The 25,971-nt window shown below is 67.6% G+C and carries 25 protein-coding genes; 13 read left to right on the top strand and 12 right to left on the bottom strand.

Annotation, left to right across the window (positions count from 1 at the left end; translation table 11 throughout):
• Window positions 1-26: 26 nt before the first annotated feature.
• Both AC0IXR_RS01630 and AC0IXR_RS01625 read right to left on the bottom strand, forming a co-directional pair.
• Complete coding sequence (locus tag AC0IXR_RS01630) at window positions 27-509, bottom strand: YaiI/YqxD family protein (protein WP_471759507.1); 483 nt, start codon at window positions 507-509, stop codon at window positions 27-29.
• Window positions 506-1,597: an adenylate/guanylate cyclase domain-containing protein gene (locus tag AC0IXR_RS01625; RefSeq protein WP_471759506.1), complete on the bottom strand. Its 1,092-nt coding sequence runs from the start codon at window positions 1,595-1,597 to the stop codon at window positions 506-508. The genes AC0IXR_RS01630 and AC0IXR_RS01625 overlap by 4 nt, the downstream gene beginning before the upstream one ends.
• A gap of 312 nt (window positions 1,598-1,909) precedes the next feature.
• On the opposite strand from AC0IXR_RS01625, the gene AC0IXR_RS01620 reads away from it, so the two are divergent.
• Both AC0IXR_RS01620 and AC0IXR_RS01615 read left to right on the top strand, forming a co-directional pair.
• On the top strand, window positions 1,910-2,725 hold the full coding sequence (locus AC0IXR_RS01620) for a class I SAM-dependent methyltransferase (RefSeq protein ID WP_461235193.1): 816 nt from the start codon (window positions 1,910-1,912) through the stop codon (window positions 2,723-2,725).
• Between the two features lie 23 nt (window positions 2,726-2,748).
• Entirely contained in the window at window positions 2,749-3,996 is a 1,248-nt protein-coding gene (locus tag AC0IXR_RS01615; RefSeq protein WP_471759505.1) for a glycosyltransferase family 4 protein, read from the top strand.
• Here the strand turns inward: AC0IXR_RS01615 and AC0IXR_RS01610 are convergent.
• Both AC0IXR_RS01610 and AC0IXR_RS01605 read right to left on the bottom strand, forming a co-directional pair.
• Window positions 3,936-4,583, bottom strand: coding sequence for an alpha/beta hydrolase (locus AC0IXR_RS01610; protein WP_471759504.1), 648 nt, complete (start codon window positions 4,581-4,583; stop codon window positions 3,936-3,938). The genes AC0IXR_RS01615 and AC0IXR_RS01610 overlap by 61 nt on opposite strands.
• Before the next feature lie 56 nt (window positions 4,584-4,639).
• Window positions 4,640-5,572 (bottom strand): ring-cleaving dioxygenase, encoded by a 933-nt coding sequence (locus tag AC0IXR_RS01605; RefSeq protein WP_471759503.1) that lies wholly within the window; start codon window positions 5,570-5,572, stop codon window positions 4,640-4,642.
• A gap of 129 nt (window positions 5,573-5,701) precedes the next feature.
• Between AC0IXR_RS01605 and AC0IXR_RS01600 the strand changes: the two genes are divergently transcribed.
• Window positions 5,702-6,628, top strand: a complete 927-nt coding sequence (locus AC0IXR_RS01600) for a LysR family transcriptional regulator (RefSeq protein ID WP_471759502.1) — start codon at window positions 5,702-5,704, stop codon at window positions 6,626-6,628.
• A gap of 8 nt (window positions 6,629-6,636) precedes the next feature.
• Here AC0IXR_RS01600 and AC0IXR_RS01595 read toward each other — a convergent pair whose 3' ends face one another.
• Entirely contained in the window at window positions 6,637-7,212 is a 576-nt protein-coding gene (locus AC0IXR_RS01595) for a PilZ domain-containing protein (protein WP_471759501.1), read from the bottom strand.
• Window positions 7,213-7,347: 135 nt separating this feature from the next.
• Window positions 7,348-9,270 (bottom strand): sigma-54 interaction domain-containing protein, encoded by a 1,923-nt coding sequence (locus tag AC0IXR_RS01590; protein WP_471759500.1) that lies wholly within the window; start codon window positions 9,268-9,270, stop codon window positions 7,348-7,350.
• Window positions 9,271-9,430: 160 nt separating this feature from the next.
• Here AC0IXR_RS01590 and AC0IXR_RS01585 point away from each other — a divergent pair, with 160 nt between their 5' ends.
• The 6 genes from AC0IXR_RS01585 to AC0IXR_RS01560 all read left to right on the top strand — a co-directional run bounded on the left by AC0IXR_RS01585 (window position 9,431) and on the right by AC0IXR_RS01560 (window position 14,510).
• Entirely contained in the window at window positions 9,431-10,792 is a 1,362-nt protein-coding gene (locus AC0IXR_RS01585; protein WP_471759499.1) for a CmpA/NrtA family ABC transporter substrate-binding protein, read from the top strand.
• A gap of 3 nt (window positions 10,793-10,795) precedes the next feature.
• Window positions 10,796-11,635 carry a nitrate ABC transporter permease gene (gene ntrB, locus AC0IXR_RS01580; RefSeq protein ID WP_419952942.1) on the top strand — a complete coding sequence of 280 codons (840 nt, stop codon included), beginning with the start codon at window positions 10,796-10,798 and terminating at the stop codon, window positions 11,633-11,635.
• A 10-nt stretch (window positions 11,636-11,645) separates the two neighbouring features.
• Window positions 11,646-12,608 (top strand): ABC transporter ATP-binding protein, encoded by a 963-nt coding sequence (locus AC0IXR_RS01575; RefSeq protein ID WP_471759498.1) that lies wholly within the window; start codon window positions 11,646-11,648, stop codon window positions 12,606-12,608.
• 65 nt (window positions 12,609-12,673) lie between these two features.
• The gene (cynS, locus tag AC0IXR_RS01570; RefSeq protein ID WP_056427819.1) at window positions 12,674-13,162 is read left to right on the top strand and encodes a cyanase; all 489 of its coding nucleotides are present in this window, start codon (window positions 12,674-12,676) and stop codon (window positions 13,160-13,162) included.
• 156 nt (window positions 13,163-13,318) lie between these two features.
• Window positions 13,319-13,726, top strand: a complete 408-nt coding sequence (locus AC0IXR_RS01565; RefSeq protein WP_056427822.1) for a DoxX family protein — start codon at window positions 13,319-13,321, stop codon at window positions 13,724-13,726.
• Window positions 13,727-13,877: 151 nt separating this feature from the next.
• The gene (locus AC0IXR_RS01560) at window positions 13,878-14,510 is read left to right on the top strand and encodes a nucleotide-binding protein (RefSeq protein ID WP_311275958.1); all 633 of its coding nucleotides are present in this window, start codon (window positions 13,878-13,880) and stop codon (window positions 14,508-14,510) included.
• A 71-nt stretch (window positions 14,511-14,581) separates the two neighbouring features.
• Here the strand turns inward: AC0IXR_RS01560 and AC0IXR_RS01555 are convergent, their stop codons facing one another.
• Entirely contained in the window at window positions 14,582-15,973 is a 1,392-nt protein-coding gene (locus tag AC0IXR_RS01555) for a dipeptidase (protein WP_471759497.1), read from the bottom strand.
• Between the two features lie 337 nt (window positions 15,974-16,310).
• Window positions 16,311-16,988, bottom strand: a complete 678-nt coding sequence (locus AC0IXR_RS01550; protein WP_471759496.1) for an HD domain-containing protein — start codon at window positions 16,986-16,988, stop codon at window positions 16,311-16,313.
• A gap of 118 nt (window positions 16,989-17,106) precedes the next feature.
• On the opposite strand from AC0IXR_RS01550, the gene AC0IXR_RS01545 reads away from it, so the two are divergent.
• The 4 genes from AC0IXR_RS01545 to AC0IXR_RS01530 all read left to right on the top strand — a co-directional run bounded on the left by AC0IXR_RS01545 (window position 17,107) and on the right by AC0IXR_RS01530 (window position 22,137).
• The gene (locus tag AC0IXR_RS01545; RefSeq protein ID WP_471759495.1) at window positions 17,107-18,072 is read left to right on the top strand and encodes a GlxA family transcriptional regulator; all 966 of its coding nucleotides are present in this window, start codon (window positions 17,107-17,109) and stop codon (window positions 18,070-18,072) included.
• Window positions 18,073-18,338: 266 nt separating this feature from the next.
• Window positions 18,339-18,857, top strand: coding sequence for a (2Fe-2S)-binding protein (locus AC0IXR_RS01540; RefSeq protein ID WP_056428587.1), 519 nt, complete (start codon window positions 18,339-18,341; stop codon window positions 18,855-18,857).
• Window positions 18,854-19,867: an FAD binding domain-containing protein gene (locus AC0IXR_RS01535; RefSeq protein WP_471759494.1), complete on the top strand. Its 1,014-nt coding sequence runs from the start codon at window positions 18,854-18,856 to the stop codon at window positions 19,865-19,867. The genes AC0IXR_RS01540 and AC0IXR_RS01535 overlap by 4 nt, the downstream gene beginning before the upstream one ends.
• Before the next feature lie 14 nt (window positions 19,868-19,881).
• Window positions 19,882-22,137: a xanthine dehydrogenase family protein molybdopterin-binding subunit gene (locus tag AC0IXR_RS01530; RefSeq protein WP_471759493.1), complete on the top strand. Its 2,256-nt coding sequence runs from the start codon at window positions 19,882-19,884 to the stop codon at window positions 22,135-22,137.
• 87 nt (window positions 22,138-22,224) lie between these two features.
• Here the strand turns inward: AC0IXR_RS01530 and AC0IXR_RS01525 are convergent, their stop codons facing one another.
• The 4 genes from AC0IXR_RS01525 to AC0IXR_RS01510 are packed head-to-tail and all read right to left on the bottom strand — an operon-like array spanning window position 22,225 to window position 25,971.
• Window positions 22,225-23,508, bottom strand: a complete 1,284-nt coding sequence (locus tag AC0IXR_RS01525; protein ID WP_056427844.1) for an MSMEG_0569 family flavin-dependent oxidoreductase — start codon at window positions 23,506-23,508, stop codon at window positions 22,225-22,227.
• 24 nt (window positions 23,509-23,532) lie between these two features.
• Window positions 23,533-23,820: an MSMEG_0570 family nitrogen starvation response protein gene (locus AC0IXR_RS01520; RefSeq protein ID WP_056427847.1), complete on the bottom strand. Its 288-nt coding sequence runs from the start codon at window positions 23,818-23,820 to the stop codon at window positions 23,533-23,535.
• Window positions 23,813-24,991: an MSMEG_0565 family glycosyltransferase gene (locus tag AC0IXR_RS01515; protein WP_056427850.1), complete on the bottom strand. Its 1,179-nt coding sequence runs from the start codon at window positions 24,989-24,991 to the stop codon at window positions 23,813-23,815. The genes AC0IXR_RS01520 and AC0IXR_RS01515 overlap by 8 nt, the downstream gene beginning before the upstream one ends.
• A gap of 5 nt (window positions 24,992-24,996) precedes the next feature.
• Window positions 24,997-25,971 (bottom strand): sll0787 family AIR synthase-like protein, encoded by a 975-nt coding sequence (locus AC0IXR_RS01510; RefSeq protein ID WP_419952947.1) that lies wholly within the window; start codon window positions 25,969-25,971, stop codon window positions 24,997-24,999.

Below are 25,971 nucleotides of genomic sequence, written 5' to 3'. Positions count from 1 at the left end.
GGACGCGGCTCGGGACAGGGCGAACCTCAGCTGAAGCCGCCCCGCTTGAGCCGCATCACGGTCCGATCCAGCGCGCCGAGATAGGCCGAGCGGTCCCGGGCCGAGAACGGGCGCGGGCCGCCTGTGACCGCTCCCGCCTCGCGCAGATCCTGCATCAGATTGCGGGTCGCGAGGGCGAGGCCGATCCCGCTCTCGCTGAAGGGCTTCCCGGTCGGCGCGAGCACCTCGGCGCCGGCCTTCACGCAGCGGCTCGCCAGAGGCACGTCCGAGGTGACGACGACGGCCCCCGGCCGGGCGTGCTCCGCGATCCAATCGTCGGCGGCGTCGAAACGGTCGCTGACGACGACGCGCTCGATCCAGGGTTCCCGCGGCAGGGTGATGAAGCTGTTCGCCACCACGTAGACATGCAGGCCGTAGCGGCCGGCGACCCGGTAGGTCTCGTCCTTCACCGGGCAGGCATCGGCGTCGATGTAGACGACGATCGAACGGTCGGCGGCCGGCTCGCTCATGCGGACGCCGCCAAGGGCGCGGCCAAGGGCGCGGTCACGCTCCGTCCGCCCTCGGCCTCCTCGAGCGCCGGAACCACCCGCTCCAGAGTCGAGACGGCGAGGGGCTGGCCCCGGCCACGCAGGGCGTGGGCGCCGAGCGAGCGGGCGTGGATGCCATCAGGCAGGCGCGGAAGGCGGGCGAGGAGATCGTCTGAAATCAGGATCTCGGTGCCCAGGGGCCGGCACAGGGCCTCGATCCGCGAAGTCACGTTCACAGTGTCGCCGAAATACGCGATCTTGTGCCGGTCGACCCCGACTTCGGCCGTGACGATGGATCCGCCATGCAGCGCCGCCCGCAAACGGGGTACGACGCCGAATCGGGCCTGCCAGATCGACGCCTCGGCCTCGATCCTGTCGAGGACGTCGAACACGCAGGCGACGCAGCGCCCGTCCTTGAGGCCCCGCTCCATCGGCCAGGTGATCATGGCCATGTCGCCGATGTAATCGTCGGTGGAGCCGTGGTTGCGGCGCACGGGCTCGGCGAGGGCGGCGAAGACCGCGCCGAGATAGGCCTGGGCCTTCAGGTCGCCATGGGTCTCGGCGAAGGCGGTGGAGCCGACGACGTCGAGGAAGAGGAAGATGCGGTCCTCGCGCACCGGCTTGTGATAGCGGCCGACGAGAAAGTTCACGAACACCTCGCCGCCGATGAGATCGCGCATGCGGATGACGAAGACGAGCATCGCCGACACTGCCAGCGAGTAGGCGAGGACCCGAGGCGTGATCTTGACGGCGTCCTTGAGCGCGTCCCCGGTCAGGCCCAGGGCCCAGACGACGAGGCCCCCGAGCGCGATGCCGCTGGCGATCATCAGGACATAGGCGAGCTCGGCCGTGAGCACGTAGATCTTCGCCGGCAACTGGCGCAGGCGCGCCTGAAGGCCGCCGAAGATCAGGCCACGGTCGAAGGCGAGGGTGGTCGCCCCCACCGCGAGGCCATAGATCACCCCGGCCAGCGGCGAGGCGCCGTTGGCGAACAGAAGGTCGTAGAGGAGCCCGGCGCCGCTGCAGGCGACGAGAATGAGCATCCAGAACCAGCGGTGCGGCGGTAGCATCAGGCGTCACCCCGGTCTGGCTCGTCACGAAGACGATGGCGTCGCGCGGGGAGAAGCAAGGCGTGGCATCCTTCGGAAGGCCATCGTCGGAAGACGCGGGTGAGTTACCGCGCCGAGACGACCGGCCCACCCTGAACAACGGTCCATGATGGCGCGATTAAGGCCATGGGCCGTTAAGGCTGCCTTCGAAATTCATTGACCGCCCGGAAGACCGTGAGATCTCCGTAACCGGGTACGCTTTAGGCTCGTTGTCAGACAGGCAGCCCTCACTGCTGCAACGCGGCTCGACCGCTTCAGAAGGCGCGCATCGCGATGAGCATGACGAGTGCGAACCCGGATCCGACCACCCCCAAGGCGTCGGCCACACGCCCGCTGGTGGCCCCGCGCGACATCCGCGCCATCGCGCGCGACCTAGGCTATTCGCCCGACTGGAACTGGAGTTGGGAGAACTACAAGAACACAATCGTCGCCCTCACCAACGAGTACGACCTTCGCGACCATCTCGAGATCGGCGGCGGGCGCGACCCGGTCTTCCAGCCGCCGGAACTGGTCCGGCATGGGATCAGGGTGACGATCAACGACATCTCGCAGAAGGAGCTCGATCTCGCGCCGCCCGAATTCTCGAAACTCTGCTGCGACATCGCCTCGCCTTCCACCCTCGACACCATCGGCCGAAACCGGTTCGACTTCGCCTATTGCTCGATGGTGATGGAGCATGTGCCGGACGTGGCGCAGATGTGGCGCAACATCCATGGTCTCCTAACCCCGGGCGGCGCAGCGCTCAGCTTCTTTCCCACCCTGTTCGCCCCGCCCTTCGTCGCCAACCAGCTCATGCCGGAGGCCCTGTCGCGCGCCGTGCTCCACACCCTGTTCCCGGACCGCAGGGACGATGGCGGCAACCCGAAGTTCCCGGCGCATTACAATTACTGCCGGGGCAGCGAGGCGGTGATCGTGCCGCTCCTGAAGGAGATCGGCTTTCGCGAGATCGTCGTGCTGCCGTTCTACGGCTACAGCTACTTCCACAAGCTGCCCGGCCTGCGCCAGATCGACGACGCGTTCACCCGCCTCGCCCGGAGCCGCGACTGGCGGACCTTCACCAGCTTCGCCTTCGTCATCGCGCGTAAATGACCATCACCCGGTCCGATGCGGTCATGACCATCATCATCGTCGCCGATCACGCCTTCATCAACGGTGGGCAGGCGAAGGTCGCCATCGAGAGCGCCCTCGGCCTCGCGGGACGCGGCCACCGGGTCGTGTTCTTCGCAGCCGTCGGCCCGGCCGATCCGCGTCTGGCGGCCGCCGGTATCGAGGTGATCGTGCTTGGCCAGACCGACGTGGCGCTCACGACCTCGCTCGCCAGTTTCGGCGTGCAATGGCTTTGGAACCGGCCGGCGGCGCTTCGCCTCCAAGCGCTTCTCTCCGGCTACGATCCGGAAGACAGCGTCGTCCACGTCCATGGCTGGGCCAAGGCCCTGTCGCCCTCCATCGGGCCGGTGCTGAAGGCGACGACGGTGCCGGTGGTGTTCACCATGCACGAATACTATCTCGCCTGCCCCAATGGTGGCTTCTACGATTACCCGATCTCGGCCGCCTGCCACCGCACTCCGCTCTCGCCCGCCTGCATCGCCTACAATTGCGATTCCCGGAGCTACGCCCGCAAACTGATGCGGGTCGGCCGCCATGCCTTGATGCGGGGGTCGGGGCTGGTGGGCAGCGCGGCCACCGTCATCACCATCAGCCGGCTTCAGAAGACCGTTCTCACCCCCTACCTGCCGAAACGGACGCGCTATTTCGAAGTCTCGAACCCCGTGGACGCGGAGCCCCTCGGGCGGAAGGCGGAGCGGCCGCTGGGCGACATCGTCTTCGTCGGGCGGGTCTCGCCCGAGAAGGGCGCGAACGTCTTCGCCGAGGCCGCCCGCCTCGCCGGGCAGACGGCCGTGTTCATCGGCGACGGCCCGCAGCGGGCGCAACTGGAGTCGGACTATCCGGAGGCCCGCTTCCTCGGCTGGAAGAACCCGGCCGAGGTCAAGGCGCTGATGCGCGCGGCCCGCGCCCTCGTCTTCCCCTCGGTCTGGTACGAGGGCCAGCCCCTCACCGTGCTCGAATCCCTGGCGGCGGGGACGCCGGTGATCGTCAGCGACATCTGCGCCGGACGGGAAGCGGTGGAGGACGGCGTCAACGGTCTCTGGTTCGCGTCCGGCAAACCGGATTCCCTCGCCGCCGCCCTCATGCGTCTCTCCGACGACGCGGAGGCGCGCCGGATGTCGGATGCGGCCTACGACCTGTTCTGGGCCGATCCGCTGACCCTCGACCGGCATCTCGACGGGATCGAGGCGGTCTACCGAAGCCGCCTCGCTTCCGCGCGCTCTCCCTCGACCATCCGGGCCATCCACGCCTGAACCGCCGTGACGTCGGCCTGGCCGAGCCCGTGCCCGGCCGGCTGGATGTCGTGCGCCACAACCGCCCCGGCCCGGCCGAGGATTCCGGCGAGACGCGCGGCGTTCTCGGCCGGCACGATCGGATCGGCCATGCCCGACAGCATCAGCACGGGCGTGCCGGTCAGGTCGGGAACGGGCGGCTCCGCGAGCGGCATCATCGGCCGGAGCAGCGCCGCTCCCGCCAGCATGCCCGGATGGAGCAGGAGAAGGGCGGCGGCGATGTTGGCGCCGTTGGAGAAGCCGAGCGCCACCGGGGCCGCGATTCCGTAGGCCTCACGAGCCACCGCGATGAAATCCGCGAGGTCCCGCGCACGGCGCCGGAGGTCGGCCTCGTCGAAGACCCCCTCGGCGGGACGCCGGAAGAAGCGCGGCATGCCGTTCTCCAGGACGGGTCCGCGCGGCGACAGCAGGGCGGAGCCCGGCGAGACGGCGCGACCCAGGGGCAGCAGGTCGCTCTCATCGCCGCCAGTGCCGTGGAGCAGCAGGAGCGGAGGCGAGCCGGCCACGGTCGCGGGCTCGAAACGGTGAATTAAGGACAGCTTGGTCATGACGGCCTCGCGAAAAGTGCGTGGGAACCGCCCCACCTCGCGGAGGGGCGGCCGTGTCAGGCGATGACGGGGAGAACCTCCTCGATCCGCGCACGGTGCGCTTCGAGGAAGGCGGGGAGCTTGAGCGCCTCGCCCAGCGTCTCGGCCGGCTCGTCGACGGCAAAGCCCGGGATGTCGGTGGCGATCTCGAACAGCACGCCGCCGGGCTCGCGGAAGTAGACCGAGCGGAAATAGGCGCGGTCCCGCTGCTCGGTCACCTGCAGGCCATGGGTGCCGGTGAGATCGGCCACCATGGCGGCCTGCTCGGCATCGTCCTTCGCCCGGAAGGCGATGTGATGGACCGAGCCGGCACCGGGCCGGCCGCGCAGGAACTCGCCCACCGCCCGGAGGGTGACGAACCCACCGACGCCGCTGCCATTGGCGTAGCGGGTCATCGCCCCGTCGCGCCCGGCCTCGGAGAAGCCGAACACCCCGGTGAGGATCCGCGCCGTCGGCTCCGCCTCTTTAAGGAGCAGGGTGACGCCGTGGAAGCCTCGGATGGCGTGCTCGGCCGGAACCTCGGCACCGGTCCAGGAAGGCGCCCCCTCGGTGGCCTCGTCGACCCCGACCAGGGCCAGCACCATCCCGTCGGGATCGCGCAGGCGAAGGACCGGCTCGCCGAAGAGCTGGACCAGGGCGTCGTGGTCGACGCCCTTCTCGATCAGCCGGTGGGTCCACCAGCCGATGGAGGCGCGGGGAACGCGGAAGGCGGTCTCCTGCGTCTCGCCGATCCCGACCCGTCCCCGCGCGGCATGGGCGACGGGAAAGAACGTCAGGATCGTGCCGGGGCGGCCGGCATCGTCGCCGTAATAGAGGTGATAGGTCGAGGGATCGTCGAAATTGACGGTCTTCTTCACCAGGCGCAGGCCAAGAACGCGGCGATAGAAATCGAGGTTGCGCTGGATGTCGCCGGCATAGGCGGTGACGTGGTGCAGGCCGTTATCGGACATGATCGTGTCTCCCGGACGCGCTGGCCGGTGGATGGCCACCGCGCCGCTTCGTGATGACGACAATCTGGGGCTTGGCATGCCGCATGAAAACAGAAACGATGGAAACCTATCGTTTCTGGAAATGCGCTTATGAAACTGCCGGATTTCGAAGCCTGGGCGATCTTCGCGAAGGTCGCCGAGAGAGGGTCCTTCGGGCGGGCGGCGGATGAACTCGGGCTGTCGAAGGCCACGGTCTCGAAGGCGATCACCCGCCTCGAAGCCCGGATCGGTAGCCGCCTGTTCCACCGGACCTCGCGCAAGATCGCCCTGACAGAGATGGGCCATGCGGCGCGGGACGGCGCCGCGCGCATCCTCGCGGAGGGCGAAGCGGCGGAAGCCCAGGCCACGGCCTCGTCATCGGTTCCGCGCGGCATGGTGAGGCTGGCCGCCCCCATGTCGTTCGGGATCCTCCACGTGGCCCCGATCCTTCCGGATTTCCTCAGTCAGTATCCGGAGGTCTCGGTGGACCTCCATTTCAGCGATGCCCTCGTGGATCTCGTGGGCGGGGGCTTCGATATCGGCCTGCGCATCGCCGCGCTGGCGGATTCTTCCCTGCGGGCGCGACGCCTCTGCCTTGTGAACCGCGCCCTCGTGGCGTCGCCGGATTATCTCGACCGGCATGGCAGGCCGGAGCATCCGCGCGATCTCGCCCGCCACGCCTGCCTCGGCTACGCCTATCTACCGAGCCCGGACCGCTGGATCTTCACCAGCCGCGAGGGCGAGGAGGCGGTCATCCTTCCCGCCGGGCCGCTGCGGGCCAACAATGCCGACGCCCTGACTCCCGCCCTTCGCGCCGGGCTCGGCCTCGCCGTCCAGCCGGATTTCATGGTCTGGGAGGATCTTCGGGCCGGGCGGCTCGAACGGGTGCTGCATGGATGGGAGCTTCCGCCCATCGCCCTGCATCTGGTCACGCCGCCGGGAGACCCGCGCCCTGCCCGCGTGCTTGCGCTCATCGCCTTCCTGACAAGCCGGTTCGCGGCAGCACCCTGGTCGAACGGCGCCGCCGCACAGCCCTGAGACCGCGATCAGAGCACGATATGCGGGCCCACCGCGTCCGCCTGAAGCGGCGAGAGAAACGACGCGCCGATGCCGTTGTCGAACCGACGGGCGACCTTGGCCCTGGTGTTTCCGATGACGATCAGCGTGCCGACGTCGAGGGGCTCCTCCATGGAAACGGCCACACCCGATGCCGAGATGTTGATGACACGGCCGGGCAGCATCGATCCGGCCTCGGTCGTGACCAGCACGTCCTGAATCTCCGGCACGATACGAGGATGGACGCGCGTCACCAGGGGCGGCGGATTCTGCGATTTGGCGACGCTGAGGAGGCTCTGCACCACGAGGCCGAGGGGATGGTCGGCGCTGAGCACGCGGATGGCGAAGGAAGCGGCCTCCGCTCGCACGACGATGGCTTCGAGGGATCCGGCATGGCGGATACTGCAGGTCAGTCGCTCATCGACGGCGGGCACGACCGATGACTTGAAACGAATGCCGTCCGAGGAGAGATCGTCGGTGACCGCATAAAAATTCTGCCGATGCCGCCCCCAGCAAAGAGCCGGCAGGATGACCTTGTATCGCGCCTCCGACCGCCTCTCGCTCATCACATCCCTTTTTGTGTTGAGCACTTTTATGCTGGCGACTCTTCAAGCGAAGCTTTCACAATCGAGAAAATTCGATTCAATATCCTACATCAACAACTCGGACCATCTGAGATACACGCAGGACGAGTTGATCGACTAGAAGCGAGCTTTGTCGTTAGAGCGGCCTACACCCGTCAGGCCATGCACTTTGATGCGGGAGGCGAGCGTCGTCGGCTTGACGCCGAGCAGTTCGGCCGCCCCTCCGGCCCCAAAGACGCGGCCCTTGCTCAAGACCAGGGCGGCGGAGATATCGGCCCGGTCGCGCGCCCTTCGCTCGGCCTCGGTGGCGGGGGTGAGGCCAGGTGAGACCTCGCCCTGCGGGCGCCTGCCCTCGAGGGGACCAGGGCTCTCGGCCTCGGGCAGGTCGAACCGCAACCGCCCGCGCACGGCCAGGATCGCTGCCCGCTCGACGATGTTCTCCAGCTCGCGGACATTGCCGGGCCAGTCGTAGCGCGCGAGGCGGCGGACATCGCCTTCCGTGAGACGCAGGTCGGGCATGGCGAGGCGTCGGGCCACGCCCTTCAGGAAGTGCTGGGCGATGAGGGGAATATCCTCCGGCCGCTCGCGCAGAGGCACAGCCGCGATGGGAAAGACGTTGAGGCGGAAATAGAGATCCTCGCGAAAGCGCCCCCGCTTCACCTCGGCCTTGAGGTCGCGGTTGGTGGCGGCCACGAGACGGACGTCGACGAGGCGGGTCCGTTCCTCGCCGATCCGCTCGAATTGCCGCTCCTGCAGCACCCGCAGGAGCTTGCCCTGCAGGTCGATGGGGATTTCGCCGACCTCGTCGAGGAACAGGGTGCCGCCATCGGCGAGTTCGAATCGCCCGACCCGGTCGCGCAGAGCCCCGGTGAAGGCGCCCCTTGCGTGGCCGAAGAACTCGCTTTCGAACAGTTCACGCGGGATCGCCGCGCAATTCACCCGGATCAGCGGCCGGTCCCGGCGGCGGCTCGCCTCGTGGATGGCGCGGGCGATGAGCTCCTTCCCTGTGCCGGATTCGCCGGTGACGAGGACGGTGGCGTCGGTGCCGGCCACGAGGTCGATCTGGCGGAGGGTCGCTTCGATGGCAGGAGAACGGCCGATGATGCCCTGGTGGTGCCCCCCCTCGCGGATTTCCTCGCGCAGATAGGCGTTCTCGAGTTCCAGGCGCTGGCGCAGGGAATCGACCTCCGCCAGGGCCTGGCGCAGGCGCTCGTCGGCCTCCCGCCGCTGGCTGATGTCGCGGAACACGATGACCGCGCCGAGGAGCCGGCCCCGGTCGCGGATCGGCGTCGACGTGTATTCCACGAAGATCGGGGTGCCGTCCCGGCGCCAGAACACCTCGGTATCCACCTGATGCACGGCCCCATCGCGGAAGGCGGCATAGATCGGGCAATCCTGATGCGGGTAATGGCAGCCATCCGGGTGGCTGTGATGGACGGTGGCATGCATGTCGCGCCCGACGAGGTCGGCCGCGTCCCAGCCCAGCATGCGCTCCGCCGCCGGGTTGATGAAGGTGGTGATGCCTTCGGCATTGACCCCGTAGATGCCCTCGCCGGCCGCGCGCAGGATCAGCTGGTTCTCGCGCTCGATATCGCGAAAGATCCGCTCCATCCGCTGCCACTCGGTCAGGCCGGCGCGCATATGCGCATCGGCCTCCGTATCCACGAGGCGGCGGCGACGCTCGTCGAGGTCGAACAGGCTCACGAGGAGGAGCGCAGGCTCGCCCGGCAGGATCGTCCCGCTATATTCCACATGGAGGCCGTGCCCCTCCGCGTGCCTCGGCGAGAGGGCGTGGGTCCAATCGCGGCCCCGCGCCTGGACGGCCTGGGTGAAGACGATCAGCGTCGGCACCTGGTCGGGATGAAGGCCGGTGACGCGCATGCCCCGCAGGACATCGAGATCGTAGCCGAGCAGCCGCGCGGCGGCCGGGTTGGCGTCCCGGATCTCGTCGGCCACCGGATCGAGCACCAGCATCGCCTCCGCCGCCCTGTCGAAGGCGGGGCCATAGGCCGAAGCAGGCGGCGCGACTGAGTTTTCCATCACGATATCTCGTAGCATGCGTCACGAAAAACCGTAATCGACGATATTTCGTTATGCTCGTCTATCTCTCAAACCATTGTTCCGGTTGTGATTTTTAATGGAACCATGGATGGCACAGCGTTTGCCATGAGGAGACAGTCTCCGCAGAAAGGTCCGCGACATGGCGCTCTTCGACGATCCGTTCAACGCCCGGCTGACCTTGAAGCGCGGGGGCTGCTCCTGCGGAAACCATCGCGATCAAGCCGCGCACGATGCCGAAGCTCCGTCCGGCGACGCCGCGATCACTCGGGCCATCGAAGGCGCGGTGATGCGGGCCCTGTTCCCCGAGGATGCCCAGCGGCGCGCCTTCCTCAGGAGCGTCGGCTCGGCGACGGCGCTGGCCGCCGTGAGCCAGTTCTTGCCCACGAAATTCGTGGCCGAGGCCTTCGCGCAAGGGGCGAAGCCCGAGAAGACCGACCTCAAGGTCGGCTTCATTCCGATCACCTGCGCCACGCCGATCATCATGGCGAAACCCATGGGTTTCTACGAGAAGCAGGGGCTGAACGTGGAGGTGGTGAAGACCGCCGGCTGGGCGGTGATCCGCGACAAGACCCTGAACAAGGAATACGACGCCGCCCACATGCTGGCGCCGATGCCCATCGCCATCTCCCTCGGCGTCGGATCCAACCCCGTCCCCTACACGATGCCGGCGGTGGAGAACGTCAACGGCCAGGCGATCACCCTGGCGATGAAGCACAAGGACAGGCGCGACCCGAAGAGCTGGAAGGGCTTCAAGCTCGCGGTGCCCTTCGACTATTCGATGCACAATTACCTGTTGCGCTACTACCTCGCGGAGGCCGGGATCGACCCCGATACCGACGTGCAGATCCGCGCCGTCCCGCCGCCGGACATGGTCGCCAACCTGCGGGCCGACAACATCGACGGGTTCCTCGCCCCCGACCCGGTCAACCAGCGCGCGGTCTATGATGGCGTCGGCTTCATCCACATCCTGTCGAAGGAGATCTGGGACCGGCACCCGTGCTGCGCCTTCGCGGCCTCGCAGGATTTCGTCACCCAGACCCCGAACACCTACGCCGCCCTGCTCCGCGCGGTGATCGAGGCGACGGCCTATGCCTCGAAGATCGAGAACCGCAAGGAGATCGCCGCGCAGATCGCGCCGGCCAACTACCTCAACCAGCCGGTGACGGTGGTGGAGCAGGTGCTCACCGGAACCTTCGCCGACGGCCTCGGCAATGTTCGCAAGGTGCCGGACCGCGTCGATTTCGACGCCTTCCCGTGGTCGTCCTTCGCGGTCTGGATCATGACGCAGATGAAGCGCTGGGGTCAGATCAAGGGCGATGTCGATTACAAAGCAGTGGCCGAGAAGGTCTATCTCGCCACCGACGCCGCGAGATTGATGAAGGAGGCCGGCCTCACCCCGCCGACCGCCACGTCGAAATCCTTCTCGGTGATGGGCAAGGTCTTCGATCCGGCGAAACCCGAGGAGTACCTGAACTCCTTCGCGATCAAGCGGGCGGGCTGAGCCATGAAGGCCTCCCTCTCGCTCCGCGCCGGCATCGTCTCCCTGGCCGTCCTCGCCGCCTTCCTGCTGCTCTGGCAGATCGCGGTGGGCGGGGTCGCCAAGACCGAGGCCATGGACCCGGAATACGCGGTCCTCATGGGTGCGAGCGCCACCACCGGCAAATCGGCGATGCCGGGTCCGCTCGACGTCGCCGCCACCGCCTGGAAGCACCTCAGAGACCCGTTCTACGACCGTGGCCCGAACGACAAGGGGCTCGGCATCCAGCTCGCCTATTCCATCGGCCGGGTGGCGCTGGGCTACGGCCTCGCGGTGCTGGTGGCCATCCCCATCGGCTTCCTCATCGGCATGTCGCCGCTGATGGGCCGGGCGCTCGACCCCTTCATCCAGCTGCTGAAGCCGGTCTCGCCCCTCGCCTGGATGCCCCTCGCCCTCTACACGATCAAGGATTCGAGCCTGTCGGCGATCTTCGTGATCTTCATCTGCTCGCTCTGGCCGATGCTGATCAACACCGCCTTCGGCGTTGCCGGAACGCGCAAGGAATGGCTGAACGTCGCCCGGACCCTGGAGGTCGGGCCGATCCGGCGCGCCTTCACGGTGATCCTGCCGGCCGCCGCCCCGACGATCCTCACCGGCATGCGTATCTCCATCGGCATCGCCTGGCTCGTCATCGTGGCGGCCGAGATGCTCGTGGGTGGAACCGGCATCGGCTACTTCGTCTGGAACGAGTGGAACAACCTTTCGATCACCAATGTGATCGTCTCGATCCTGGTCATCGGCCTCGTGGGCATGATCCTCGACCAGTTGCTGGCGCGCGCTCAGCGTCTCGTCACCTTCCCCGAGTGAGGTCGCGCCCATGAGCAAGCTCATTCCCTTCGCGCGGCGCTTCGCAAGTGCCGCTCCCGACCCCGCCGCCGGGACCAGCCGCATGTCGTCCTCCGAAAAGTTCATCTCCATCGAGGGGATCGCCCGGCGCTATCCCGCGCCCGGCGGCAAGCAGAACACCGTGTTCGAGAACCTGTGGCTGCCCATGCGGCGGGGCGAGTTCGTCTGCATGATCGGCCATTCCGGCTGCGGCAAGACCACGGTGCTCAACATCCTGGCCGGGCTGGAGGCGCCGAGCGAGGGCGTCGTCATCGTCGACGGGCAGGCGATCGAGGGAACCAGCCTCGACCGGGCCGTGATCTTCCAGGGCCACGCCCTGCTGCCCTGGCGAACGGTGCTCGGGAACGTCGCCTACGCGGTCTCCTCGCGCTGGCGCAAGGCGTCCCGCGCCGAGGTCGAGGAGCGTGCCCGCAAGGCCATCGCCACGGTGGGCCTCGCCGGCTCCGAGCATAAGCGCCCCTCGGAACTCTCCGGCGGCATGAAGCAACGTGTCGGCATCGCCAGGGCACTCGCCATCGAGCCCAAGATCCTGCTCATGGACGAGCCGTTCTCGGCGCTGGACGCGCTCACGCGGGGCACGCTGCAGGACGAGGTGCGCCGCATCTGCATCGAGACCGGCCAGACCGTCTTCATGATCACCCACGATGTCGACGAGTCGATCTACCTCGCCGACCGCATCGTCCTGATGACCAACGGTCCCGAGGCCAAGGTGGCGGAGATCGTCGAGAACCCGCTGCCCAAGCGCCGCGAGCGCGCGAACCTCCATCACTCGCCGGGCTACTACGCCCTGCGCAACCACCTGATGGACTTCCTCGTCAGCCGCTCGAAGAGCCTGCGGGACGCCATGCCCGCCGGCTACGACCAGCGCCACCCGCCCGTGGTGCGGCCTGGTGCGGACGAGCCGAAGCCGATTGCTGTCCCTGCCGCGTCGTAGATCCGCGCCTCGCAGACTCACGCGCCGCCCCTCACCCCCGTGTCTCGATCCATCGGAGAACTCATATGAAGCGCGAAGACCTCACCGAAAAGCTCCTCGACATCAAGCGCGAGAAGGGCTGGACCTGGAAGCATATCCAGGACGAGATCGGTGGAATCTCGCCGATCCTCATCACCGCCGCCTGCATGGGGCAGATGAAGCTGCCGAAAGCCCAGGCGAAGAAGGCGGCGGAGCTGTTCGGCCTCACGGAATCGGAGGAGCGGATGCTCAACGAGGCGCCCTATCGCGGGTCCATCGCGCAGATGCCGCCCACCGACCCGCTGATCTACCGGTTCTATGAGCTGGTGATGGTCTACGGCACCACCTGGAAGGAGCTGATCCAGGAGGAGTTCGGCGACGGCATCATGTCGGCCATCGACTTCAACATGACGATGGAGCGCGAGCCCAACAACAAGGGCGACCGGGTGAAGATGAACCTCTCGGGCAAGTTCCTGCCCTACAAGTATTACGGCAACGAGGAAGGCGTGCCTGATTACGGCTTCAAGGAGCCGTAGCCGGCGCAGCATCGACGCGAACTGGTAAAGGCATCGCGGCTCATCGGGCCGGGTTGCCTTTTTTCGCGCAGGACGAGTCGACGCAGGCCCCGGTTTCGTGCTGATTGCGCAGGCTTGGCCGTAAAAGCGGCCGCCCCGTCGGAGACTGTCGCCCGCATGAACCTCAACGCGATCTCGGCCACCTGGGCCCCCCGGCTCCTCAGCATCCTGCGCATCGTCGCCGGGGTGCTGTTCCTGGAACACGGCACGCAGAAGCTGTTCGGGTTCCCCGTGCGCATGGGCGGCGGCAGCGCACCGGCCCTGTTCACGCTCTTCTGGTTCGCGGCGATCCTCGAAATCGTCGGCGGTGCGATGATCATCCTCGGCCTGTTCACGCGGCCGGTGGCGTTCATCCTCTCCGGCCAGATGGCCTTCGCCTATTTCATCGCCCATGCGCCAAAGAGCCCGTTCCCGGCCCTCAATGGCGGCGACGCGTCCATTCTGTTCTGCTTCCTCTTCCTCTACCTCGCCGCCGCGGGCGCCGGTCCGTGGAGCCTCGACGCGCAGCGCCGCGGACGGTTCTGAGACCCGGAGAAAGCGGTCGGCCGCGCTTCCCGCTTCGGGTGGGAGCGGGTCGCCCCGGAACGAGGGAGAGAATGCGGATGCTTGCCCATCGTCACCCCAGGTCGTCCGGCTTCCCGGCGTGACGACCGTCTCCTCCGCCGAAGACCGGCGGATGCGCGTCATGGCCGTGGCCGTTCAGAAGGGCGGGACCGGCAAGACGACCCTGGCGGCGTCGCTCGCCGTCGCGGCCGCGGAATCCGGCGAGCGCGTCGTCGCCTACGACCTCGATCCGCAGGGCTCGCTGATGGGATGGGGCGCCCTGCGCCGCCAGAACGGCATCACGGTCGACCGCATCCAGGCCTGGGAGATCGGGCAATTGCCCGACATCCTCGACCAGACGTCAGAGAACGGGACGACGCTGGTCTTGATCGATACCGCCGGCGCCGCCACCGGCGCCACCCCCGCGCTCCGCGCCGCCGACCTCGTCCTGGTCCCGGTGCGCCCGTCGCGGCTCGACCTCGTGGCCGCCCGGCCGACCTTGCAGGCCCTCGTCGGCCTCGGCATGCGGAGCCGTTTGGCGCTCGTACTCAATCAATGCCCGCCTCCGCCCTCGGCGCGCACCGACGCCTATGCGGCGCAGCTGCGCGGCCTCGGCGTCCTGGCAGAACCGGGGATCGTCCAGCGCGTCGACCACCAGGACGCCGTGGCGGCGGGGCTTGGCGTCACCGAATACGCGCCCCAGGGACAGGCCGCCGGGGAGATCCGCGCACTCTGGGGCTGGATCGACGCCAAGATGCGAGGCTGACGCCTCGCGTCGCGCGGAGAGCGGGGCGCTGTCTCGCCCCGCTTCGCGAAGTAGATGGGGCAGTCTCTCGCCTACGCTTCCTTCGCCCCGAATGCCGCCAGGATGCGCGCCCAGGAGCGCGTGCCTTTGTGGAAGCTCCTGAGATCGTACTTCTCGTTGGGCGAATGGATGCGGTCGTCATCCAGGCCGAAGCCGATGAGGAGCGTGTTGCGATCGAGCAGCCGCTTGAAGTCGCCGACGATGGGGATCGAGCCGCCCGCTCCGATGGTGACAGCGGGAACGCCCCATTCCTCGGCGAGTGCCCCCCTCGCGATGTCCAGTTCGGGCATGTCGAAGGGCAGGCTGATGGCGCGGCTGCCCTTGTAGCAGATCACCTCCACCGAGCAGTCCGACGGGATTCTTTCGCGCACGAAGGCCTCGAAGGTCCGGGCGAGCTGTTCCGGGTCCTGGTCGTCCACGAGGCGGAACGAGACCTTGGCGCTGGCCTCTCCCGCGATGACCGTCTTGGTGCCCTCGCCGGTATAGCCGCCGATGATGCCGTTGACGTCGCAGGCCGGGCGCGACTGGATCAGCTCGATCAGCATGCGGCCGCGCTCACCCGCCGGCTCCGACAGGCCGATGGGGCCGAGGAACTTGTCAGCCGTAAAGTCGAGCCCGCGCCATTGCTCCAGGATGTCCGCGGGCGTCTCGCGCACGCCGTCGTAGAAGCCCGGCAGGGCCACCCTTCCATCCGCGTCGTGCAGGTCGGCGATGATCTTCGACAGGACGTGGATCGGGTTGCGCGCCGCGCCGCCGAAGAAACCCGAATGCAGGTCACGGTCGGCGCAGGTGACCTTCACCTCGAAATAGGCGAGGCCCCGCAGCGACGTGGTGATGGCCGGCGTGGTCGGGTTCCACATGCTCGTGTCACAGACGAGGACAATATCCGCCGCGAGCTTCTCCCGGTTGGCCGCGACCCATTCCGGCAATCCTTGAGAGCCGTTCTCCTCGGCGCCCTCGATCAGCAGAGTGACGCCACAGGGCAGCTCGCCCTCCATGGCGATGAAGGCGCGGCAGGCTTCGACGAAGGTCATGACCTGACCCTTGTCGTCCGAGGCGCCGCGCGCCACGATCTGTTTTTCGCCGTTGGCGTTCACCGAGATGCGCGGCTCGAAGGGCGGTGTCGCCCAGAGGTTCAGCGGGTCCACCGGCTGCACGTCGTAATGGCCGTAGAACAGCACGTGCGGCTTGCCGGGTTTCGGCGCATGCGCCAGCACCACCGGATGCAATGATGTCTCGTGGATGGCCGTCTCGAACCCGAGCGCCGTCAGATTGCCCTCGAGCCACTGCGCCGCGTCGCGGCAATGCCCGGCATAGGCCGGATCGGTGGAGATCGAAGGGATCCGCAGGAAGGCAAACAGCCGCTCCAAGGCATTGTCGAGGTCGCGGTCGATATCGTTGAGAACCGGGTCGAGGGCGGCCATCGCGCGTCCTTGTGGCAAGCGGGGATGGCGACAGGGTTAGCCGAGGGGATGGGTGGGCGCAAACCACCGACATTGCCGTTCAGGGCTGCAAACCGGGCTGGACGACTTTCGACATGCAGGAAGGTTCAGGGGGCCCACGATTCCGGAACCGTGTTCCGGTCATCGAGGAGCGTTTGGGCTCGCATGGTCGGCACCTGACGAATGATATGCCGGGACGCCGCTCGTCGGGATGCGGTTTGCGGCGCTCCACCCGATCCCTCACCGAACGACGCGACTATCGGACCTTCAGGTGCGACACGGGAAGAGAACGTACCCGCTCGCCGCGAGGGTCCACGCTTCAGCCACGATCAGCGCAGCCGCATCCCGGGGCATGGGCGCCGGTGGGCCAGCGCGAGCGACGGATCAATTCGCAGAAGTTGCCCTTGCGGAAGCTCGGTTCCTTGTCGGCGATGACGTCCGCCTTGACGTTGCCGAACGTCGTACCCGGCTTGTGTCGGATGCCGTCGTAGAAGGCCTGAATGATATCCTCTTTGAAGTCGGGCGTCCGAGGGAAAGCCGACACAACCGCCTCACGCTCGGCGTCTGAATACTCTCCGTAGGTCAGACCGAGCACATCCATCTCGACGCCGGCCGTGACGAGTGCCACCACCGGATGCATGTGGACCGGGATTCCCGGCGTCGTATGCAGCGCGATGGCGGTCCAGACCGTATACACATCCGCCTCCGGTACTCCGTGCGCTGCCAGGAAGTCGCGCGCCGCATTGGCGCCATCGACCTCGAAGCGCTCCTCCGCGCTGCTGTGGTCCGGCATCAGGCCAACGTCGTGGAACATCGCTCCCGCGTAGAGAAGTTCGCGGTCGAAGCTCAGATCGCGGCGGATGCCTGCCAAGGCGCCGAATTGGTAGACCCGGCTCGAATGATTGAAGAGGAGTTCGGTTTCCGTGTCCCGGACGAACTCAGTGACGGCACGGGCCAATTTGCTGTCCGGAATGGTGGCCGAGGTGGGAATGCTCATGAGCGGGTTTCCTTTGTGCTGAGCCTCCCAACGAGCTACGAGACATCCTTGATGGCATCAATCATCGTGTAGCGGCATTTTCTGCCATCATTCATGCATCCTCAGCCACGGAGCCCCAATGGTGCCCCGACTCGTCGCCATCCTCGCCCTTCCCGGGGTCCAATTGCTCGACGTGGCCGGCCCGCTCGACGTCTTTGCCGAGGCGAACGTCCAGAGCGGCGAGGATGTCTACGATCTCGCCATCGTCGGAACGGCCGCAGATACGATTCTGACGTCGTCGGGACGGCGTCTCGTGGTGGATCTCGTCGCTCCCGGCACCGACCCGACTCGCTTCGACACCTTGCTGGTCGCGGGAGCGCCCCGCATGCACGAGGCGGGCGTCGACAACGGCCTCTTGGACTGGCTCGCGAAAGTCGCGACGCAGTGCCGGCGCTACGGTTCGGTCTGCAGCGGGGCGTTCCTGCTCGGTCAGGCCGGCCTGCTGGACCGCCGGAGAGTGACGACGCATTGGGCCGTGGCGGAAGTGCTGGCGGCGCGCTACCCCGAGGCGTCGGTCGAGCCCGATGCGATCTGCCTCTTCGACGGTCCGCTGAGGACGGCGGCCGGGGTCACCGCGGGACTGGACCTCGCGCTGGCGCTCGTCGAGGAGGATCTTGGCGCGGAGATCGCGCGCCGGGTCGCCAGCCAACTCGTGATGTTTTTTCGACGCGGCGGCGGGCAGATGCAGTTCAGCCGACGCGGGTTCAGTGCACCGGCCGGCCGATCGGCCTTGCAGGAGGTGCAGCGCTGGGTGGCTGCGTATCCCGCGGAGGATCACGCGGTCGAGAAGCTCGCGGCGCGCGCGGGGATGAGTCCGCGCCATTTCGCGCGCCTGTTCCGGACCGAGACGGGACTGACACCGGCCGCCTACGTGGAAAACGTCCGGATCGAGGCTGTCCGGCGCCTTCTGGAAACGGACGACATCGTTCTCAAGCAGGTCGCGAGCGCTTGCGGGTTCCTCGACGCCGACACCCTCCGGCGGGCCTTCATGCGGCGCGTCGGGACAACGCCTGCGGAATATCGACGACGACATCTGCATCGCTGAGCCGACGGCGCATCTGAGCCTGCACGCCCGTTCGAACTATCAGATCCGGCGAATCGGTGCTCATCCGGCGGCGGCGCCTCGAACCAGCCCGGTGGCGCCCGACATCCATCTCACCAGCGGAAACACCCTACCGGGGAACAGGCTCAATTTGGAACGGTTATTGAGTGGGCGGGCGTGGGGCGCGGAAGATCTTCCCCCCGCGGCCGCATCGCCATTCGAGAAACCCGGCCGGCATCTCACCGGTCCCGATCCCTCAGGACATGCCCATGCTCATCGACAGCGGATCACCCGGGGCGCCAGCCGCCATCGGCATCAGCCTGACCATCAACGGCGAGGTCCGTGAGCTTCAGGTGGCTCCTTGGACCACACTCCTCGATCTGCTGCGCGAGGAGCTCGACCTCACCGGCACCAAAAAGGGCTGCGACCACGGCCAGTGCGGCGCCTGCACCGTGCTGGTGAACGGCACGCGGATCAATTCCTGTCTCGCACTCGCCGTGATGAAGGACGGCGCCGAGATCGTCACCGTCGAGGGGCTGGCCAGACACGCTGGCCAGGACGGCGCGATGCATCCGCTCCAGGCCGCCTTCGTGGAGCGCGACGCCTTCCAGTGCGGATACTGCACCCCCGGTCAGCTCTGCTCGGCCGCCGGCATGATCTCGGAAGGTCACGCCACGTCGCGTGAGGAGATCCGCGAGGCCATGAGCGGCAACATCTGCCGCTGCGGAGCCTACACCAACATCGTCGATGCCATCGAAGACGTGATGCACGCGGGAGCCGCCCGATGAACCGCTTCGATTACGTCCGCCCGACCACGGTCGAGGAGGCGGTGCGGGCCATCGGCTCCGCCGCCAATGCCCGCTTCATCGCCGGCGGAACCAACCTCGTCGACCTGATGAAATACAATGTCGAGCGGCCCGAACGCCTCGTCGACATCACACGCCTGCCCTTGGAGGCCATCGAAGAGCGCGATGGCGGCCTAGGCATCGGCGCCCTGGTGACAAACGCGACCGTGGCCTATGACGAGCGGATCAAGAGCCGCTATCCGCTCCTGTCGAGCGCGATTCTGGCCGGTGCCTCGGGCCAGTTGCGCAATGCCGCCACCACCGGCGGCAACCTGCTCCAGCGCACCCGCTGCTATTACTTCTATGACGACGCGATGCCCTGCAACAAACGCGATCCCGGCACCGGCTGCCAGGCGATCGGCGGGGTCAACCGCATCCACGCCATCTTCGGTACGAGCGACAAGTGCATCGCCACCCACCCGTCCGACATGTGCGTGGCCCTGGCGGCGCTGAACGCGACGGTACGGGTCACCGGGCCGGCGGGTGAGCGCACCATTCCCTTCGGTGAGTTCCACCGCCTGCCGGGGGACGAGCCGCAGCGGGACACCACCCTCGCGGCCGATGAGATCGTGCTGTCCGTCGATCTGCCGGCCGAGGATTTCGGCGCCCACCACACCTACCTGAAGCTGCGCGACAGGCTCTCCTACGCCTTCGCCCTGGTCTCGGTGGCCGCCGTGATGAAGCGCGATGGCGACACGATCACCGAGGCGCGCTTCGCCCTCGGCGGCGTCGCGCACAAGCCCTGGCGCAATGCGGAGGCGGAAAGCTCCCTGAAGGGCAAGCCCGCCACCCGTGAGACGTTCGAGGCCGCCGCCGACATCGTCATCCGTCAGGCTCAGCCGCAATCCGAGAACGGCTTCAAAGTCGAACTCGCCCGGCGCGCCATCATCCGCGGCCTGAGCCAGGCCGCGGCCGGCACGCCGCAGTCGCAATCCGACAAGCGCATCGCCTGAGGACCCGTCCAGACATGGCAAACAGCATTTCCTCCACCGGCACGGACAGCTTCGTCGGCACCGCACGCAGCCGCGTCGACGGCCCTGCCAAGGTCACTGGCCTCGCGAAATACGCGGGCGAATTCACCGCGGCCGACCTCGCCCATGGCTACGTCGTCTCCGGCGGCATCGCCAAGGGCCGCATCACCGCCATCGACACAGCGGCGGCGGAAGCCGTCCCCGGTGTGGTCAAAGTCTTCACGCACGAGAACCGGCCACGCACGGCGTGGCTCGACTACAATTATCAGGACGCCGTGGCGCCCCCCGGCTCGCCGTTCCGCGCCCTCTACGATGACAAGATCCTCTACAGCGGGCAGCCCGTCGCGCTGGTCGTCGCAGAGGATTTCGACACTGCCCGCTATGCCGCGTCGCTGATCAAGGTCGCCTACGAGGTCGAGGAGCCCCTCACCGATGTCGAGCGCCAGCGCGAGTTCGGCTACGTACCGCCGATGAAGCGCGCGGGAATCAAGCCGCCGCCGGAGCCCTGGGGTGATGCCGAGGGCGCCTTCGCGTCCGCGCCGGTGCAGCTGCGAAACGACTACACGCTCGCCGTCGAGCATCACAACCCGATGGAGCCGCACGCGTCCACGGTGGTGTGGGAGGGCGATGGCCGGATCACCGTCTACGACAAGATCCAGGGCGTCTCGAACAGCCAGGGCTACATCGCCGGCGTGTTCGGCATGGACAAGGACAAGGTGCGGGTGCTCAACCCGTATCTCGGGGGTGGCTTCGGCCTCGGCCTGCGCCCGCAATACCAGCTCTTCCTCGCGGTGATGGCCGCGCGCGAACTGGAGCGCTCGGTGCGCGTGGTGCTGACCCGCGACCAGATGTTCACGATGAGCTATCGCCCCGACGTGCGCCAGACGATCTCGCTGGGCTCCGACGAAGGGGGCAAGCTGCTCTCGCTCCGTCACGAAGCCCTGTCCGGCACCTCGCGGTTCGAGGATTACCAGGAGGTCGTCGTCAACTGGTCGGCGATCCTCTACGGCGGCTGCGAAAATGTCGCCCTCGACTACAGACTGACGCAGATCGACACGTTCACGCCGTCCGACATGCGCGCGCCTGGGGCGGTGACCGGGGTCTTCGCCCTCGAAATCGCCATGGACGAACTCGCCTACGCGACGAAGCAGGACCCGATCGCCCTGCGCCTGAAGAACTACACCGATAGGGACCCGACCGAGGGCAAGCCCTTCGGTTCGAAATCTCTGCGCGCCTGCTACGAGCAGGGCGCAGAGCTGTTTGGCTGGTCGGAGCGCAATCCCGAGCCGCGCTCCATGCGCGACGGCAAGGAACTCGTCGGCTGGGGCATGGCCACGGGCGTGTGGGAAGCCCTGATGCAGAAATCCTCGGCACAGGCGACGCTCACCGCCGATGGCAAGCTCGTGGTCGGCAATTCCACCGGGGATATCGGCACCGGCACCTACACGATCCTCACCCAGATCGCGGCCGATGCCCTCGGCCTGCCCATGGAGGACGTGACGACGAAGCTCGGCGACACGGATCTGGCGGAAGCCCCCGTCGCAGGCGGTTCGTGGACGGCGGCCTCGTCCGGCACGGCGGTGATGAAGGCCTGCCGAAAGATCGCGGCGGATGTCTTCGCCATGGCCCGCGCCATGGACGATTCACCGTTGGCCAATGTCGATCTCGAACGCGTCGTCTTCACCGGCGGGCGGATCGAAGTGGCGGGCGATCCGTCGCGCAGCGTCTCGCTGGTGGAGGCCATGGCGGCTGCGGGCGTCGACAAGGTTGAGGCCACGGAGAGCGCGGGGCCCGATGCCGGGCACGCGAAGGAGTTCGCCTCCTACACGCATTCGGCCATCTTCGCCGAGGTGAAGATCGACGAGGAACTCGGCCAGGTCCGGCTCACGCGGATCGTGTCCGCCATCGCGGCGGGCAAGATCATCAACCCCAAGACCGCGCGCAGCCAAATCCTCGGTGGCGTGGTGATGGGGATCGGATCAGCCCTGGAGGAAGAATCGATGCTCGACCACGCGGTCGGCCGGTTCATGAACCACAATCTCGGCGAGTATCACGTGCCGGTGAATGCCGACATCCACGATATCGACGTGATTTTCGTGGAGGAGGAAGACAAAGCCAACCCGATGGGCGTGAAGGGCCTCGGCGAAATCGGCATCGTCGGCACCGCCGCCGCGATTGCCAACGCGGTCTACCACGCCACCGGCAAGCGTATCCGCGATCTGCCGATCACCATCGATAAGATCATCGGGTGATCCAACAGTCGAACTGTAAGTAGATACTGAGTCACCCGGACCGTACGCAATGGTCCGGGTGACTCGACGGAGGCGGTTTTTGTTGCCTCAACTCGCCATCGAAAGGGGCTCCCCGACAGAGCGTTTCGCCCCCCTCTCCACCACCCGCTCCGCCAAATACTCCGTATCCCGCGCGATGCCGGAGAAGCGGCCGGAGCCCCAGGTGTGGAGCCAGGGCAGGCCGATGAAGTAGAGCCCATCCACCGGGGTCACGCCGCGCGTATGGATCGGCAGGCCGCGCCCGTCGAAGGCGGGGGCGTCGATGAAGCTGTAATCGGCGCGGAAGCCCGTCGCCCAGATCACGCTGCCGATGCCGGCCGCCTCGGCATCGAGGCTCGGCGCGTGAGGTCCCGGCACCCAGAGCGGGGTGTAGTGCGCCTGTTCGGGAGCGGCGATCCCCTTGGCGGTGATGTGCCTGTCGATGGCGCCCTGGATGCCGGTATAGACCGCATCCGCGTTGTCGAGGTTCCGGCTCAAATCGTCGGCGAAGCGCAGCACCGGCCCGTCGATGGCGTCGAGGCGGCCATGCAGGCTCATGCCTTCCAGGGCGAAGCGGCGCAGGTCGATGTCGCGGCCGCCGTCGCGGCCGGTGAGGTAGTGGTTGGCCTTGCGCCGGACCTCCTCCTTCAGCGGGTGGTTCTCCACGGAGAGGTCGTACTGGCCCATATCGGCGAGCCAATCGACGGCGTCGCGCCCACGATAGACGCGCGGGCAGCGCGGCGCACTGCCGACCACGAGATGGACCTTGCGGCCCGTCAGATGAAGATCCTCTGCGATCTGGCAGCCGGACTGGCCGGAGCCCACCACCAGCACCGCACCGTCCGGCATCTGACACGGATTGCGATAGGTCGAGGAGTGGATCTGCCGCAATCCGGCGGGCAGCCGCGCGGAGAAGGCCGGGATCGACGGCACGTGATAGCCGCTGATCGCCATCACCACCTGGTCGGCCGTGTGATCGCCACCGCTCGTGGCCACGGCGAACCCGCCGTCCGCGCGGCGGCGGATCGACGTGACGGTCACCCCCTCTGCCACGGGGGCTTCGATCGCCCGGGCATAGGCCTCGATGTACCGGACGATCTCGTCCTTCGGCATGAATCCATGCGGCTCGGCACCCGGATAGGGGAAGCCCGGCAGCTGGCATTGCCAGTTCGGCGTGACGAGGCAGAAACTGTCCCAGCGCTGCGTCTTCCAGGCATGCGCGATGGTGTTCTTCTCGAACACGATGTGGTCGATGCCGTGCTGCCGGAGCTGATAGCTCATCGACAATCCGGCTTGGCCACCGCCGACGACGATGACGGAATGGTGCGAGGGGGGCGTCAGGATCTGGTCCATGGGGCGTCCTTCAGGCTCGGTCCGCTATTCCTCGAAGGCCTCGACCCGCACGCGGGCATCGGGCAACGCGGCGAGCGCCCTGGCACCGGCCTCGATCCGCGCGAGCTGCCCGAGGGCGAGGCTGCAGGGAAACCCGTAGCGCGCCTCCACCCGCTGGCTGGCGATGGTCAGCGCCGTCCGACTGCGGGCGACGAACTCGTCGAGGGCGTAGGTCTCGCCGACTCCGAAATGCTCCTTGATGACGAGGGAGGGCGAGTAGCAGGCCTCGCGCCGGCCATCCGGCCAGCGCACGTGGAAATGCATTTCAGGCATCCGACATCTCCTGCTTGCGGGCGGCGAGCGCCGCATAGGCGGACTCGTGCTTCTCGGCGCAGGCGCGCCAGGAATGGGCCTCGGCGACAGCGATCCCTGCTCTCGCCAACCGGCCGCGGAGGGACGGTTCGAGGATTGCGCGCAGGCCCTCGAGGATCGCACCCTCGTCCTCGGGATCGACGAACACGGTGTCTCCGGTCGTCAGATATTCCGTGAAGGGTGGCCGGTCGGACACGAGGGTGGGCGTTCCGCTCGCCATCGCCTCCAGCACGCAGAGGCCGAAGCCTTCCCTCAGCGAGGGGAAGACCAGTGCGTCGGCCAGGCGATAGAAGGCCGGCATCGCCGCCTGAGGCACCGGTCCCGTCTCCACCACCGCCCGGCCGGGGCCGAGGGTGAGGCCGTTCCGGTCGAGCGCGGCCCGGCACCGGGCCTGGTAGCCGGAATGGTCGAGGAGCGAGGCACCGCCGACGACGAGAAGCTGCGCGTCCGGTCGCTCACCCCTCAAACGCGCGAAGGCCTCGATGATGGCGAGGGTGTTCTTGCGCTCCTCGAACCCACCGACGCTAAGGAGCACGGGACCGTCACCGAGGCCCCAGTGCGCACGGAGCGCCGCATCCCCCTCCCCCGGCGCGGGGCCGAAGGCGCCGGTATCGACACCGTTGCCGACATTGAGCGCGTCGAGACCGTAATCCCGCGTCAGTGCGCCCTGCCAGAGGCTGCTCACACACAGGAGGGCGGTGGCGTCGAAGATCGCCCGGTCGTGCCAATAGGCGAGCTGGGGGTCGGAGAAGAGGTCGACATGATGGACCGTCCGCACGAAGCCGGGGATCAGGCGGCGGCGCGCGAGGGTGGCAAGCGCATTGCCGCTGATGGCGTCCTGCGCATGGAAGACATCGTAGTCGCAGGCCGCCGGCGATGCGAAATGGCGCAGGTAATCCTCGATGCGGATGCGCACGAGCTCCACCGTGGAGCCCGAGACCGGCCGCGCGGCGACCGAGGTCACCGGGCAGGCGGCCCGGCGGAAGAAGCCGCTGCCCGAAGGGTCCGGCGCATGGACCACGGCCTCGTGGCCGAGGGCGACGAGCGCCTCGCCGAGGGCCAGGGCATGGACCACCCCGCCGCGCGGATTGGTGGAATGCGCCAGGATGGCGATGCGAAGCGGCTCACCCATTCGCGTCACTCCCCTTGCCCGCAGCCGATGAGGGGACCGGCCGCGAAATCCCAGATGACGGCCTCGTCCTCACCGTCGGCGAGGGTGGCGACACGGCTCGCATCGATGCCGCCGATGGCGGCGGCCGCGATCCCCCGCTGCGTAAAGCGCTCCAGCACCGCCTCGACATTCCCGGGCGGAACGCTGAGCAGGTAGCCGAAGCTCGGGAAGGCGGTGAGCCAGCGAACGAGGTCGATCCCCTCGGGGCGCGGGATGCGGTCCAGCCGGATCGACGCGCCGACGCGGGAGCATTCGAGCAGCATCAGCGCCGTACCGACGAGGCCGGCCATGCTGATGTCCTTGGCCGCCTTGGCGAGCCCGTCCTCGGCGATGCCGCTCAACAGTTCGATATCGCCGCGCAGGCGAAGGGCCGGTGCGGCACTGGCCGCGTCCCAATAGGGGTGCGGACCGCGAAAGGCGCCGCGCAGGTCGATCGCCGCCACGAGGCTGTCGCCGGGCCGGGCGTCGAAGCTGGTGAGCAATGTCTTCGCACGGCCCAGGATGGCCACGGCGAGATGCTCGCCCGCGTTGCGCGTGTTGCTGTGGCCGCCGACGATGGGCACGCCGAAGGTCTCCGCCCCCGCCCGCAAGCCCCTGAGCATGGGGTCGGCATGGGCCTGGTCGCGGCTCCACAGGGCGTCGACCACGGCGATCGGGCGTCCGCCCATGGCCGCGATGTCGCTGACATTGACCATCACCCCGCAGAAGCCGGCGAAATACGGATCGGCGGCCACGAACCCGTCCATGAACCCTTCGATGGCGAGGAGGAGGTAGCCGTCGCCATCGGGAATCGCGGCGCAATCGTCGCCCAGGGGCACGGCGAGCGCACGGTCGCCCAGGCCGAGCCGCCCGATCACCGCGTCGATGTCGCGTTTATGGGCGAGGCCCCGCCCGTCTCGGAGATGTCGCGCGATCTCGGCGAGGGATTGTATCTGGCCCAT

Source organism: Methylobacterium sp. AC832, assembly GCF_979256025.1.
Note: the sequence above shows the minus strand (reverse complement) of the source record. Positions and strands in the feature narration are given on the sequence as shown.